At 68.9% G+C, this 13,592-nt stretch carries 13 protein-coding genes; 12 read left to right on the top strand and 1 reads right to left on the bottom strand.

Annotated features, from left to right (window positions below):
• Positions 1-179: 179 nt before the first annotated feature.
• The 8 genes from fliQ (at position 180) to HUV06_RS09560 (ending at position 7,925) form a co-directional block, all read left to right on the top strand.
• On the top strand, positions 180-443 hold the full coding sequence (fliQ, locus tag HUV06_RS09595; RefSeq protein WP_174301048.1) for a flagellar biosynthesis protein FliQ: 264 nt from the start codon (positions 180-182) through the stop codon (positions 441-443).
• A gap of 17 nt (positions 444-460) precedes the next feature.
• A complete protein-coding gene (fliR, locus tag HUV06_RS09590; protein WP_174301049.1) occupies positions 461-1,216 on the top strand; it encodes a flagellar biosynthetic protein FliR in 756 nt (251 codons plus the stop codon).
• 45 nt (positions 1,217-1,261) lie between these two features.
• Positions 1,262-2,365, top strand: coding sequence for a flagellar biosynthesis protein FlhB (gene flhB / locus HUV06_RS09585; protein WP_174301047.1), 1,104 nt, complete (start codon positions 1,262-1,264; stop codon positions 2,363-2,365).
• Positions 2,366-2,452: 87 nt separating this feature from the next.
• Complete coding sequence (gene cckA, locus HUV06_RS09580; protein WP_174301046.1) at positions 2,453-4,564, top strand: cell cycle histidine kinase CckA; 2,112 nt, start codon at positions 2,453-2,455, stop codon at positions 4,562-4,564.
• Positions 4,561-4,767 (top strand): hypothetical protein, encoded by a 207-nt coding sequence (locus HUV06_RS09575; protein ID WP_174301045.1) that lies wholly within the window; start codon positions 4,561-4,563, stop codon positions 4,765-4,767. The genes cckA and HUV06_RS09575 overlap by 4 nt, the downstream gene beginning before the upstream one ends.
• 2 nt (positions 4,768-4,769) lie before the next feature.
• Positions 4,770-5,201: a type II toxin-antitoxin system HicB family antitoxin gene (locus HUV06_RS09570; protein WP_174301044.1), complete on the top strand. Its 432-nt coding sequence runs from the start codon at positions 4,770-4,772 to the stop codon at positions 5,199-5,201.
• Positions 5,202-5,395: 194 nt separating this feature from the next.
• Entirely contained in the window at positions 5,396-6,637 is a 1,242-nt protein-coding gene (locus tag HUV06_RS09565) for a type III PLP-dependent enzyme (protein ID WP_174301043.1), read from the top strand.
• 223 nt (positions 6,638-6,860) lie between these two features.
• Positions 6,861-7,925 carry a deoxyhypusine synthase gene (locus HUV06_RS09560; protein ID WP_174301042.1) on the top strand — a complete coding sequence of 355 codons (1,065 nt, stop codon included), beginning with the start codon at positions 6,861-6,863 and terminating at the stop codon, positions 7,923-7,925.
• Positions 7,926-7,990: 65 nt separating this feature from the next.
• Here the strand turns inward: HUV06_RS09560 and HUV06_RS09555 are convergent, their stop codons facing one another.
• Positions 7,991-9,538, bottom strand: coding sequence for a hypothetical protein (locus tag HUV06_RS09555; RefSeq protein ID WP_174301041.1), 1,548 nt, complete (start codon positions 9,536-9,538; stop codon positions 7,991-7,993).
• 154 nt (positions 9,539-9,692) lie between these two features.
• Here HUV06_RS09555 and gap point away from each other — a divergent pair, with 154 nt between their 5' ends.
• From gap to HUV06_RS09535, 4 genes are all read left to right on the top strand, one after another.
• The gene (gene gap, locus HUV06_RS09550; protein WP_174301040.1) at positions 9,693-10,700 is read left to right on the top strand and encodes a type I glyceraldehyde-3-phosphate dehydrogenase; all 1,008 of its coding nucleotides are present in this window, start codon (positions 9,693-9,695) and stop codon (positions 10,698-10,700) included.
• An 11-nt stretch (positions 10,701-10,711) separates the two neighbouring features.
• Positions 10,712-10,960 (top strand): hypothetical protein, encoded by a 249-nt coding sequence (locus tag HUV06_RS09545; protein WP_174301039.1) that lies wholly within the window; start codon positions 10,712-10,714, stop codon positions 10,958-10,960.
• Between the two features lie 163 nt (positions 10,961-11,123).
• Complete coding sequence (pgk, locus tag HUV06_RS09540; RefSeq protein WP_174301038.1) at positions 11,124-12,317, top strand: phosphoglycerate kinase; 1,194 nt, start codon at positions 11,124-11,126, stop codon at positions 12,315-12,317.
• Between the two features lie 80 nt (positions 12,318-12,397).
• Positions 12,398-13,534: an aromatic ring-hydroxylating dioxygenase subunit alpha gene (locus tag HUV06_RS09535; protein ID WP_174301037.1), complete on the top strand. Its 1,137-nt coding sequence runs from the start codon at positions 12,398-12,400 to the stop codon at positions 13,532-13,534.
• Positions 13,535-13,592 lie beyond the last annotated feature (58 nt).

Raw genomic sequence — 13,592 nt, 5'->3', positions numbered from 1 at the left:
GGGAGGGGGGGGTCATGGGCGCTTCCTCTTTGGCGCAAGCGCATACGGCGCCCTTCGCCGACCCGGCAAGCCTTGCCGGCGCCCGGCAAAGGGCGCCGACGTGTAACCGCTTTGTTAACCCTAACCGGCGAGCTTGCACCGTGGCGTCCGTGTGCTGGGCGGCCCAGGAGCGTGACGCGATGAACGGAACCGAGGTGCTGGACGTGGGCCGCCAGGCCATCTGGCTGGTTCTCCAGCTCGCAGGTCCGGTGCTGCTGGTCGGCCTGGTGGTCGGCGTCGCCATCGGGCTGCTGCAGGCGGTGACCCAGATCCAGGAGCAGACGCTCGTCTTCGGCCCCAAGATCATCGCGGTGTTCGCCACCCTGCTCATCGCCCTGCCTTTGATGGGCGCGCTGATGAGCGGCTTCATGCGCCAGATCGCCGCCCGCATCGCAGGGATGTGAAGGGGGCGCGCCGGGTCGTGGAGCACTTTGCGCTTGCGGCGCAGGTCTTCGGCATAGGCCTGGTGTTCACCCGGGTGGGCGCCCTGGTCATGCTGCTGCCCGGCATCGGCGAAGCCGCGATCCCCGCCCGCATCCGGCTGGCCTTCGCCCTTGTGCTGGCGCTCGTCATGTACCCGATCGTGCGCGCCGGCCTCCCGCCCGTGCCCGACAGCCTGGCGGCGCTCGTCGGACAGATGGGCATAGAGCTGGTTGTGGGCCTCGGGCTCGGCGCGCTGCTCCGGATGTTCCTGGGCGCCCTGGCGGTGGCGGGCGAGATCGTCTCGCTACAGACCACCCTGTCCTTCGCCCAGACCACCAATCCGCTGCAGGCCCAGCCGACCGCCAGCGTCAGCGCCTTCCTGGGACTCCTCGGCGTGACGCTGGTCTTCGTCACCGACCTGCACCAGCTGTTCATCGGCGCCATCGCCCATTCCTACGCCCTGTTCCCCGCCGGGCGGACGCCGCGCATCGGTGACCTCGCGGACCTGGCGATCAGGACGTTCGCGGAGACCTTCACGCTGGGGCTGCAGCTCTCCGCGCCGGTTCTGGTGTTCGCCCTGGTGTTCAACGTGGCGCTGGGCCTGGTCGCCCGGATCATGCCGCAGTTCCAGGTCTTCTTCGCCGCCCAGCCGCTCTCGCTCCTGCTGGGCCTGTCGGTCTTCGCGCTGAGCTTGGGCGCCATGGGGCTGGTCTGGCTGGACCGCTTCCGCGCCTTCGTCGAACGGCTGGCATGAACGGGCGCCCTGTTGTCCGTAGGGGTCTGACCCTCAAGGCTCAGCATGTCTGACGCCCAGGACAAGGACTCCAAGACAGAGGCCCCTTCAGCCCGCAGGCTGCAGCAGGCCCGCGAGAAGGGCGATGTCGCCAAGTCGCCGGAGGTGGCGCCCACCCTGGCTCTCGCCGCCGCAGCCGCCGTGGCGCTGGGCGGCGGGGGCGCCATGGCGCGAGGCCTCACCGAGCGGCTCCTGCCTTTCATCGCCCATCCAGAGGCCATCGACCTATCCCAGCACGGCGCGGTGGAGGTGCTGCACTCGGCCCTGCTGGCCTCGGCACCGGCCTTCATCGTGCTGGGCGCGGGCGCGGCGGCCGGGATCGCCGGCAACGTCCTGCAGCACGGGGTGCTGTTCGTTCCGGCCAAGCTCGCGCCGGACTATTCCAAGCTGAACCCGATGGAAGGCTTGAAGCGGTTGTTCGGCGTGGACAACCTGATCAGCTTCGGCAAGAGCCTGTTCAAGCTGGCCGCCATGGGGGCGGTGGTCTTCGCGGTGCTGAGGTCCCGCGTCGCGGCCCTGCCGTCCCTGTCCTGGATCGACCCCTCGGCCATCCTGCCCCTGTCTGTCGAGGTGCTGCGCGCCCTGCTGCTGGCCGGGGTTCTGGTGTTCGCCGTCTGCGCGGCCATGGACGTCTTCATCCAGCGCATGCGCTTCACCCAGAAGATGCGGATGAGCCGCGAGGACCTGAAGCATGAGGCCAAGGACAGCGAGGGCGACCCCCAGATCAAGGCCCGCCTGAAGCAGCAGCGCATGGCCAGGGCCAAGAAGCGCATGATCCAGAACGTCCCCAAGGCCACGCTGGTGATCATGAACCCCACCCATTTCGCCGTCGCGCTCCGCTACGTCCAGGGCGAGACGCCCGCGCCGATCTGCATCGCCAAGGGCGTTGACGCCGTGGCCTTGAAAATCCGCGAGGTCGCCGAAGAGCACCGCGTCGCCGTGGTGGAGGATCCTCCTCTGGCCCGCGCGCTGTACGCCGTGGTCGAGGTAGACGAAACCATTCCGCGTGAGCACTACCGGGCAGTGGCTAAGGTCGTCGGCTTCGTGCTCGGTGCGTCGAAGCGCCGGGCACGGCCGCTGCGCACCGCCTTGGGCGGTGCGGCGCGATGAGACTATGATCGACTCCGCTCCTTTTTCGCGCCCCGGGTCGGCGAAGGCCTCCCTTGGCAGGCTTCCGAAGGCGTGCACGCCATGGCCATGACCACCCCATCCCTGGAGGCTGTCCGAGTCGCCGGCCGCCGCCGTATCGATCCGCTGTCGATTGCGGCGGCGGTCTTCTTCCTGCTGGCCATAGGCGCCGCGGCCTATCCGGCGTTCCGAGCCGGTCCGACCACCGGGCCGGGCCTGCTGCTGCTCATGGGGCTGGCAGGCGTGGCTTTCGCGGGCATCTACGCCTTCGCCAGCAGCGAACCGCGGCGGGCTCTGGCCGCCGATGACGGCCTGCACGCCCTGGTGGACGCCCTGGCGGAACCCGCCGCGGTCACCGCCGCCGACGGACGGCTGGTCAGCTTCAACCTCGCCTGGCGCAACGAGGCCGGCGTCATGCGCCGCCTCGCGCGGGAAGGTGCGGCCGGCAAGGCGCTCTACGCCGCCCTGGCGCTGGCGCGCCGCACGGGCGCCGGGGAGGCGCGTTTCGGCTCCGGCGCGGGGCGGCCGGCGATGATCTCGCGGCTGGGCGACGACAAGCTGCTGCTGCGCCTGGTGCGCGACGAGCCGAAGTCGGAATGGCTTTCGGTCCAGCGTCTCGCCACCGGCCCGGCGCCGCTGGCCGCGAGCCCGGTGGCGGCGGCCACGACGCTCGACGCCTTCGCCGCCGCCGCCCCCTTCGGCGCCGCCCTGCTGGAGGGCGGCGACACCTTCGAGGCGGCGATCATCGAGGCCAACGAGGCCATGGAGGCCCTGACCGACGGCGCCGCCCAGCCGGGGATCTGCTTCAGCGACCTGATCGACCCGGCGTCGCGCAACGAGGCGCGCACCAGGCTCGCCTCCCGCCAGGGCGGACCTGTCGAGGTCCGCCTGGCGCAGGTGGCGGGCGCCGGTCCCGCCAAGGTCGCACACCTCTACGTCACTCAGGCCGCCGACCGGGTGGTGGCCTACCTGCTGGACGTGTCCGAGCAGAAGCAGCTCGAACTGCAGCTTGTGCAGTCCCAGAAGATGCAGGCCATCGGCCAGCTCGCCGGCGGCGTGGCGCACGACTTCAACAACCTGCTCACCGCCATCCAGCTGCGCCTGGACGAGCTGCTGCACCGCCATCCCGTGGGCGATCCCAGCTACGAGGGCCTGAACGAGATCCGCCAGACGGGGATTCGCGCCGCCGACCTGGTGAAGAAGCTTCTGGCCTTCTCCCGCAAGCAGACGGTGCAGCGCGAGACGCTGGACCTCGGCGAGCTGATCAGCGAGTTCGAGGTGCTGCTCCGCCGCCTGCTGCGCGAGGACGTGCTGCTCTCCACCGACTATGGCCGCGACCTGCCGCTGGTCCGCGCCGACAAGTCAGCGCTGGAGACCGCGGTGATGAACCTGGCGGTGAACGCCCGCGACGCGCTCCGCTCCCACGGCGCGCGCGCCGGCCAGATCGCCACCGTCCGCATCCATACCGCGCGCCTGGGCCAGGCCGCCGCCAAGACCCTGGGCTACCCCACCGCGCCGCTCGAGGGCTGCGCCCTGATCGAGGTGACCGACAACGGCCCCGGCATCCCGGCCGAGGCCATGTCCAAGATCTTCGAGCCCTTCTTCACCACCAAGGCGGTGGGCGAGGGCACCGGCCTGGGTCTCGCCACCGTCTATGGCATCGTCAAGCAGGCCGACGGCTGGATCCACGTGGAGAGCGGGCCCGAGACGGGCGCCGCCTTCCGCATCTTCCTGCCGATCTATACGCCGCCCGCCGGCCAGCCCCAGTTCGCGCCTGCCCCTCCGCCGAAGCCCGCCGCCCGCGACCTCTCCGGCGCCGGCCGCATCCTGTTCGTGGAGGACGAGGACGCGGTGCGCGGCGTCGCAGCGCGCCTGCTGCGCGCCCGCGGCTACGAGGTGATCGAGGCCTGCGACGGCGAGGAGGCGCTGGAACTGGCGGAGGCCCATGCGGGCGAGATCGACCTGATGATATCCGACGTCATCATGCCCGGCCTGGACGGACCGACCCTGCTCAAGAAGGCTCGGCCCCACCTCGGCTCGATCCCGGTGATGTTCATCTCCGGCTATGCGGAGGCCGAGTTCTCCGACCTGCTGGAGGGCGAGGCGGGCGTCACCTTCCTGCCCAAGCCCATCGACATCAAGATGCTGGCGGAGCGGGTGAAGCAGCAGCTGTCGGCGTGAACGGACGGGAGTTCATTCGGCGCGTTGAGGTCTGGGCCAAGACCCACGACGTGATCTGCCGAGTCACGAAAGGTCGCCGCAAGGGCGGCCACCAGATGCTGGATGTGGCGGATCGCCGGACCTTCGTGCAGACGGGCGAAATCCCGATTGGCACGCTTCACGCCATGCTGAAGCAGCTCCATATTTCGCGCGAGGATTTCTGACCATGCGGACCTACGCCTATGCCGCCCATCTCGCAGGGGCCGACGCCGACGGGGTGACGGTCACCTTCCGGGACCTGCCTGAGGCGATCACCGGCGCCGCCACGGCGGCGGCGGCGCGGACCCTGGCGGCGGACGCGCTCGACGCCGTCATCCTGCATCGTCTGGCGCTCGGTGAGGCAGTGCCCGCCCCATCGCCTCTCCAGCCTGGGGAGGAGTGGGTGATGCTGGATCCGGCGACGGCGGCCCGCGCCGCCCTTGCCGCTGTGATGGCGGAGCAGCAGGTGACTGACGCCGCTCTCGCCGAACGGCTTGGCCGCAGCCTACGATCCGTTCGCAGGCTCCTCGGCGGCGCAGGGACGGTCAGGACGGATGTCGTGCTTCAGGCGCTCGCCGCCCTTGGCCGCCCCGCCGCCCTGACCATCCAGGAAGGATGACGAAAAGCCGCTCGCGCGCCTCTAAAAAGTTCATCTGCGTCAACCAGTTACAATCTTTTCGCCGCACGGGCCGATAAGCGCTTTACACGGGGGTCCATCGACCCTATTTCGCGCTTCCCGGCGGACCCGATCAACGCTGTCCGCAGTGCTGCTAACGCCGGTCTAGGTTCAACAATCATAGGGGTTTACGTGAGGTGGGAAACTACCATACGCCCCTGGACCTGGTCCGTGAGCGGTCCGTCGAACGTCCAGTCGCACTCGTGCGTCCTGGCGTCGTTGCCGTAGCGGCCAACTGGTTCCAGGCACAGTTCAAAGGCGACATCTTCTACGCGGTGAAGGCGAACCCGAGCCCATGGGTCATCCAGACCCTGTGGGACAATGGGGTGCGGGCCTTCGACGTGGCGTCGATCCCGGAGATCGAGCTCGTGCGTTCAATCGCGCCCGACGCTCGCCTCGCCTACATGCACCCGGTGAAGAGCCGGGCGGCGATCCGGCGCGCCTACCATGAGTTCGGCGTGCGCACCTTCGCGCTCGACACTCATGAGGAGCTGGCCAAGATCCTGAAGGAGACGGGCGAGGCCCGCGACCTGAACCTGATCGTGCGCATGGCGGTGAACACCGAGGGCGCCCAGTACACCCTCGGCGGCAAGTTCGGGGTGTCCGCGGAGGACGCGCCGGCTTTGCTGCTCGCCGCCCGTCAGGCGACCGAGGAGCTGATGGGCGTGAGCTTCCACGTGGGCTCCCAGTGCATGAACCCCTACGCCTACAAGGCGGCCATGGCGCAGGTCTCGCGGGCTTTAGTGCGGGCCGGCGTGTTCGCCGACGTGGTGGACGTGGGCGGCGGATTTCCGTCCATCTATCCCGGCATGCAGCCGCCGGAACTCAAGCTCTACATGGACGCCATCCATACGGGCTTCGAGGAGATGATGGTCCATGAGACCACCGAGCTGTGGTGCGAACCTGGCCGGGCCCTGGTGGCCGAAGCCTCTTCGATCCTGACCAAGGTGGAGCTGCGCAAGGGATCGTCCCTGTATCTGAACGAGGGCTCCTACGGCTCGATGTTCGACGCGACCCACTCCAAATGGCCGTTCCCGGTGAAGCTGGTGCGCGACGGGGCGGCGTCTTCGGACGTGACGCCGTTCGGCTTCTTCGGCCCTACCTGCGACTCGATCGACCACATGCCCGGCCCCTTCTTCCTGCCGGACGACGTGGACGAGGGCGACTACATCGAGATCGGCATGCTCGGCGCCTATGGCGTGGCCATGGCCACCCGCTTCAACGGCTTCGGCGACGTGGAGACGGTGGTGGTGGACGATGCGCCCATGGCCAGCCTGTACGGCCTGGCGCCCGAGGAGCCGGAGGCCGCGCCCGCAGTCGCCGAGGCCAAGGTCGTCAAGCTCTCGTCACGTTCGCGGCGTAGGCGGCGACGGAAGTAGCGGTTATGCGGTTCGGCCTCGTCCTTCGACAAGCTCAGGATGAGGCCGAACTTGCAGGCCGCTCGGCCATTCACCGGGTGCAGCCGTCGCCGTCGGGTCATTAGGCCGCCTCATCCTGAGCTTGTCGAAGGACGAAGCGGCCGGTCCCTCAGATCACCCATACCGTCGCTCCGTCCGGTTCAACGACGGGCGCTCACCTCTTCAGACAAGGACACCGAAGACGATGAACGCTCCCGTCTCTCCCGACCAGACCAACCGCAAGGCCGAGCTGCTGGCCAAGACCGTCCAGCACGTGGACATCACCGCCTATGATGCGCGCCCGGTGATCGACTACATGCGCGCCATGAGCTTCACCTCGCGCGACACCGCGCGGGCGGCTGACATCCTGACGATGGCCTACGAGGACAAGCCCTGCTCGGTGTGGGTGACGCTGGCGGGCTCCACGTCCGCGGCGGGCTGCATGCACGTCTACCGCGACATGGCGGCCAACAAGATGCTGGACGTGGTGGTGGCCACCGGCGCCTCCATCGTCGACATGGATTTCTTCGAGGCGCTGGGCTTCAAGCACTACCAGGCCCAGGCCTCGGTGGACGACCGCGACCTGCGCGAGCTCTACATCGACCGCATCTACGACACCTATATCGACGAGGAGGAGCTGCAGAGCTGCGACCAGACGATCAAGGAGATCGTCGACGGCCTGGAGCCGCGCCCCTACTCCTCGCGTGAGTTCATCTGGGAGATGGGCCGCTGGCTGGCGAACGGCGGGGCCAGGAAGTCCGGCAGCCTGATCCAGACGGCCTACGAGCACGGCGTGCCGATCTTCTGCCCGGCTTTCAGTGACTCGTCCGCCGGTTTCGGTCTGGTCAAGCACCAGGTGGAGAAGATCAAGGCCCGTCAGCCCTACGTCTCCATCGACTCCGTCGCCGACTTCCGCGAGCTGACCGAAGTGAAGATGGCGGCTGGGACCACCGCCCTGTTCATGGTCGGGGGGGGTGTCCCTAAGAACTTCGCCCAGGACACCGTGGTCTGCGCCGAAATCCTCGGGCAGGAGGCGGAGATGCACAAGTACGCCGTGCAGATCACCGTGGCGGACGTGCGCGACGGTGCCTGCTCCTCCTCCACGCTGAAGGAGGCGTGCAGCTGGGGCAAGGTGGACGTGACCTTCGAGCAGATGGTGTTCGCCGAAGCGACCACCGTGGTCCCCCTGATCGCCTCGGACGCCTATCACCGGGGGGCGTGGAAGGATCGCGAGGAGCGCCGCTGGGCGGACCTGTTCAAGAAGGGGTGAGCGCGCCTTTGCCTGTCATCCCAGGGGCACGGTCGCGCCGTCGGCCCTTGGTCACGGCTCGCAGCTCATGCTTCGGCCGGGATGACCGGTGAGGAGGTCCGGCCGGTAAATGTCTGCGAGCGCCGGCGCCGCTCGAACGCCTGCGCCGCCATCATGGTCGCCGCCAGCGGCAGCACCCAGATGCAGCGCGCCTGATAGCGGCCGTACAGGTCCGACAGCACTCCGCAGGCCAGCGTGTTCGCCAGCACTCCGGACATCGCCAGAAGGGCGAAGCGGCTCAGTTCGGGTGAGCCGCCACGCCCGAGCAGGCTCCAGGCGATCACGCCCAGTGACAGCCAGATCACCACCGCCTGCTCGGCCCAGAGCGGGCCGATCGGCCAGCCGCGGCGGGCGGCCAGACTGGTCTCCAGCCGCGCCCGGTGCTCGGGCGGCAGGTCCGCGCGCAGCGAGGCGAGCACGTTGGGCTTGTAGTCGAAGTCGTCCAGGTCGGTCTGGACCAGCTGCAGCGCCACGTTCTTCGCCGAGGCCTGCGCCTGCAGCCATGGGTGCGCCAGGGTGGAGGCCAGCGCGAAACGGGCCTGCTCAGTGGCGAGCGCTTGGCGCTGGGCGGGCGAGGCGACGGCGAACACGCCGGTCTTCGGGTTCTCGTCCCATAGGAAGCCATCGGTGTCGACGCCCGCCAGCCTGTCGGCGAAGGCGCAGACGGCGAAGGGATGGTCGTGGCAGTGCTCGCGCACATACAGCCGGCCCGGTCCATCGGCCACGACCCGCGCGGTCAGGAAGGGCGGCGTGATCGGGGCTGCGCCCACCGAATGCTTCACCATGGCCGAGAACAGCATCGTCCCGGCCACCGCGCAGACGAGCGCCGCCATGCCGACGACGAGGGCCGAACGCGGGTCGGCGCCGGCGAGGCCGAGCCTTGATCCAAGCCCCCAGAGCGCCAGGCCCGCGACCAGCACGCCCGCGATGATGAGCACGTGCGAGCTGTGCGCCATGGCCGCGAACACCGTCATCGCCGCGAGCGTCGCCAGATCGAGGCGCGTCAGCCGGTGCGGCAGCGCGAACAACAGCGCCATCGCCCCGACCGCCACGCCCGACCAGATGTCCGGCATCAGGTCGGCGACGAAGAAGGGCGCGGGCGTGGCCAAGGCCAGCAGCGCCACGGCGACGGCGTAGGCCAGCAGGCTCCGCTGATCCGCTGCGCGCAGGACGATCTCCGCCAGCCACGCCACCGCCAGTCCCTGGACGAACACCGTCAGCCAGAACCCGCCGGTGATCTGACCAAGATAGGCCAGGGCGCCATAGTAGATCGAGCGGCCCGCCAGCACCTCGTTGTCATCGTAGGAATGCTTGGGGGCTGATCCGGCTTCCAAGACCGTGGACGCGACATGGGCGCCCGGCGGCTCCTGCCGCGCCCAGGGCGAGGCGAAGCGGGCGCCGAGCAGCTTCACCACAGCCACGTCGGGGCCGCGCACATAGGCCTGGGTGTCTGGCGTGAAGAAGGGCTGGCCGTTCACCAGCGCCGCCCACATCATCGCCACCGCCGCCGCCAGAACGGCGCAGACCCGCGGCCAAGCGGGCGGAGTATGGATCATGGATGCGCGCGCGGGCATGGCCGGCCTCCTGCTCGGAGCGGGTCATAGCGTCGGGTCGGCTAAGAAACGGTTGGCGGGGTTGACTCAGCCTCCCTCCCCCGCAAAACCGCAGGCCACATAAAGGCCCTGGCGATTGAGGCCGGCCGCACAGCCTTCGGAGCATTCCTGACCCATGGCCATCCGCGTCGCCATTAACGGCTTCGGCCGCATCGGTCGTCTGGTCCTGCGTTCGCTGGCCGAGCACAAGGCCACTGACATCGAGGTGGTGGCGATCAACGACCTCGGCCCCGTGGCCACCAACGCCCACCTGCTGAAGTACGACAGCACCCACAGGCGGTTTCCCGGGACCGTCACCCACGGCGACGACTGGATGGACGTGGGCTTCGGTCGGATCAAGGCCACCGCCGTCCGCAACCCGGCGGAACTCCCCCACAAGGCGCTGGGCGTCGACATCGCGTTCGAGTGCACGGGCATCTTCACCGCCCGGGACAAGGCGGCCGCCCACCTGGAGGCCGGCGCCAGGCGGGTGTTGATCTCCGCGCCCGGCGATCACGCCGACAAGACCATCGTCATGGGGGTCAACGACCATGAGCTGACCGCCGAGGACACCGTCGTCTCCAACGGCTCCTGCACCACCAACGCGCTGGCGCCGGTGGCAAAGGTGCTGCTCGACCTCTGCGGGATCGAGCGCGGCTACATGACCACCATCCACAGCTACACCAACGATCAGCCGTCCTTGGACCAGATGCACAAGGACCTGTACCGGGCGCGCACCGCCGCCCAGAACATGATCCCCACCTCCACCGGCGCGGCCAAGGCGCTGGGCCTGGTGCTGCCGCAGCTGAAGGGCAAGCTGGACGGCGCTTCGGTGCGGGTGCCGACGCCGGACGTCAGCGTGATCGACTTCAAGATCGTGCCGTCCCGAGAAGTGACCAGGGAGGAGATCAACGCGGCCATGCGCGCCGCCGCCGACGGCCCGCTGAAGGGCGTCCTCGGCGTCACCGACGAGCCGCTGGTCTCCAGCGACTTCATCCACGATCCCCACTCCTCCACCTTCGCCTGTCCGGAGACCCAGGTGATCGAGGGCAAGCTGGCGCGGGTGTTCAGCTGGTACGACAACGAGTGGGGCTTCTCCACCCGCATGGCCGACACCGCGAGGGCGATGGCTAGGTTCCTGTAGGCTATCGCCTGGTGGTGGATGAGGCGACGGCGGGCAAGCCGAAGAAGCACTCAGCCTTTGCTCAAGTCGTTTTTCGCAAGCCTGGGGAGACGCTCGACCTCGGCGGCAAGGCTATTGTGGGTCTCGGCGGCTTGGGATCGGTCATCAAGGCGGGTGGTCTATCCAGCGTGGACTGGCCTCGTTCGCTTGCGGGCTTGGTCGTCGGTGGCGCGGTCGTCGCACTCGGAATATACTTACAGGCCAAGGCCGAGGAGACCTGACCATGTCCGACTCGATTTTTGCCTTTATCATGTCGCTTGGAGCGCTGTGCTTTGTGCTCGGAGGCGGAGCCCTGGTGATTGTTCCGCGCATCGAGGCGCGGGAGCGTCGACGGTCGGCCGCCTCGCACCCGGCTGAGTAGATTCAGGCAGTCATAGGACCCGAATGCCCTTCCGCACCCTCGACCAAGCCGGCGACCTCAAAGGCAAGCGCGTCCTGGTCCGCGTGGACCTGAACGTGCCCATGAGCGAGGGGGCGGTGTCCGACGACACACGCCTGCGCGCCATCGTCCCCACGGTGGAGGCCCTGCGGGAGAAGGGCGCGCGAGTGGTGCTGCTGGCCCATTTCGACCGGCCCAAGGGCCAGGTCGTGCCGTCCATGAGCCTCAAGCCGGTGGTCGAGCCCCTGGCCCAGGTGTTGAACGCGCCCGTCGCCTTCGCGCCCGACTGCGTGGGCGAGGCGGCGGAGCAGGCGGTGGCCAACCTGCATGACGGCGGCGTGCTGCTGCTGGAGAACCTGCGCTTCCATGCGGGGGAGGAGAGGAACGAGTCGGGTTTCGCCGACCAGCTGGCCAGGCTCGGCGACGTCTATGCGAACGACGCCTTCTCCGCCGCCCACCGCGCTCACGCCTCCACCGAGGCGCTGGCCCACCGGCTGCCGGCCTATGCCGGCCTGTCCATGCAGCGCGAGCTGGAGGCGCTGGAGACGGCGCTGGGCAGCCCGGAGCGGCCGGTGCTGGGGATCGTGGGCGGCTCCAAGGTCTCCACCAAGCTCGACCTCTTGAAGAACCTGGTCACCAGGCTGGACCGGCTGGCCATCGGCGGCGGCATGGCCAACACCTTCCTCTACGCCCAGGACTTCGAGGTCGGCGCCTCCTACTGCGAGAAGGACCTCAAGGGAACCGCCCTGGAGATCATGCAGCTTGCGACCGACAGCGGCTGCGAGCTGCTGCTGCCCATGGACGTGGTGGTGAGCGAGCGGCTGGAGCCGAACGCGCCGCATTTCACCCGCGCCCGCGACGGGGTGGACGGCGACGAGCGCATCCTGGACGCCGGGCCGCAGACGGTGCACCGCCTGTGCGCGGCGATGGACAGCTCAGCCACCCTGATCTGGAACGGGCCGCTCGGCGTGTTCGAGGTGCCGCCCTTCGACAGAGCGACCGTGGCGGCCGCCAAACACGCCGCTGAGCGCGCCAAGGCCGGCCGGCTGGTGGCGGTGGCCGGGGGCGGCGACACGGTGGCGGCGCTGAACCATGCGGGCGTCGCGGGTGACTTCACCTTCGTCTCCACCGCCGGCGGCGCCTTTTTGGAGTGGATGGAGGGCAGGACCCTGCCAGGTGTGAAGGCGCTGGAGGTCTGACGGCGGGCACAAAGGCCACCGCGCGCGCACTTGTGTGCTAAGCCGTAGACGCTAACCTCAACTCGTTGCTGGAGGGCCCGATGCCGGACGACGGTTCGAACCTGATCTCGATGCGGCCGGCGAACTCGCCCAACGCCTTCGACCTGCGCCGGGTCGGCGCCCATCCGGACTACTGGTATCCGCTGGCCTGGTCCGATGAGCTGAAGCCCGGCAAGGCGCTCGGCAAGCGCTTCGCCGGCCAGCCCATCGCCCTGATCCGCGGCAAGAACGGCGTGGTCTTCGCGCTGGAGGACCGCTGCGCCCACCGCCAGGTGCCGCTGCACCTCGGCGTGGTGGAGGGCGAGCAGGTCAAGTGCCACTATCACGGCTGGGCCTACGACAAGACCGGCAGTTGCGTCGACGTCCCCTACCTCGGCAAGGACCGCCTGCCCAATGGGGTCCGCAGCTATCCCGCCAGAGAGGTGGACGGGCTGGTGTTCGTGTTCCCGGGCGACCCGGCCCTGGCGGAGAGCCGCCTACCCGCCACCCTCGGCTCGTCCCAGCGCAAGGACTACAAGACCCGGCGGCTGAACCGTGAGGTCGCCTGCCACTACACCTTCATGCACGAGAACCTGTTCGACATGAACCACCAGTTCATGCACCGCGCCCAGATGGGCTCGATCAAGGCCCGCTGCATCGGCCGCCAGCATGGGGATACCTGGGCGGAGGTCGAATACACCTTCAGCCGCACTGCGGGCCGGCCCTCCATCGGCGAGCGGGTGATCGTGGACATGGTGAGGAAGCGCGGGGAGAAGAAAGCCGACTTCTCCGATCACATGCGTATCCGTACCGACTATCCCAACCAGTCGCTCAAGGTCTGGGTCGGCCGCGACATCCACCTGACGGACGATCCGGTACTGGACGTGTGGCTGGCCTACACCCCGCTCGACCACGAGCAGCGCACCAACCGCACCTATGGCTACCTGTCGGTGAAGCGGCCGCCGGTGCCGGGATTGATCGACGCCGCCTGGCCCTTCGTCACCTGGTTCACCGAGAACATCTTCCGCGAGGACAAGGAGATCGTCGAGTACGAGCAGCAGGCCTACGACGCCCAAGGCTCGGACTGGAACAACGAGGTGTTCCCGGCGATCCGTGACCTGCGCGCCGTGCTGGCGCGTACCGGGGCGCCCGTGGACGAGGCGCCCGCGCCGCTGTCCCAGACCTTCGCGGCGGAGTAGCGATGGCGGCTCGCCTCCTCGCCGTGGCGCTGATGGCGGGCCTGGCGAGCCCTGCCCT

Source organism: Caulobacter sp. S45 (genome assembly GCF_903642205.1).
Classification (GTDB): domain Bacteria; phylum Pseudomonadota; class Alphaproteobacteria; order Caulobacterales; family Caulobacteraceae; genus CAHJWH01.
The sequence above is the reverse complement of the archived record's forward strand: the minus strand, read 5'-3'. Positions and strand labels throughout refer to the sequence as shown.

Excerpts from the sequence above, each read along its gene's own strand:
- fliQ (WP_174301048.1), top strand. The coding sequence starts at position 180 with ATGAACGGAACCGAGGTGCTGGACGTGGGCCGCCAGGCCATCTGGCTG.
- flhB (WP_174301047.1), top strand. The coding sequence starts at position 1,262 with ATGTCTGACGCCCAGGACAAGGACTCCAAGACAGAGGCCCCTTCAGCC.
- cckA (WP_174301046.1), top strand. The coding sequence starts at position 2,453 with ATGACCACCCCATCCCTGGAGGCTGTCCGAGTCGCCGGCCGCCGCCGT.
- HUV06_RS09570 (WP_174301044.1), top strand. The coding sequence starts at position 4,770 with ATGCGGACCTACGCCTATGCCGCCCATCTCGCAGGGGCCGACGCCGAC.
- HUV06_RS09560 (WP_174301042.1), top strand. The coding sequence starts at position 6,861 with ATGAACGCTCCCGTCTCTCCCGACCAGACCAACCGCAAGGCCGAGCTG.
- HUV06_RS09555 (WP_174301041.1), bottom strand. The coding sequence starts at position 9,538 with ATGCCCGCGCGCGCATCCATGATCCATACTCCGCCCGCTTGGCCGCGG.
- gap (WP_174301040.1), top strand. The coding sequence starts at position 9,693 with ATGGCCATCCGCGTCGCCATTAACGGCTTCGGCCGCATCGGTCGTCTG.
- pgk (WP_174301038.1), top strand. The coding sequence starts at position 11,124 with ATGCCCTTCCGCACCCTCGACCAAGCCGGCGACCTCAAAGGCAAGCGC.
- HUV06_RS09535 (WP_174301037.1), top strand. The coding sequence starts at position 12,398 with ATGCCGGACGACGGTTCGAACCTGATCTCGATGCGGCCGGCGAACTCG.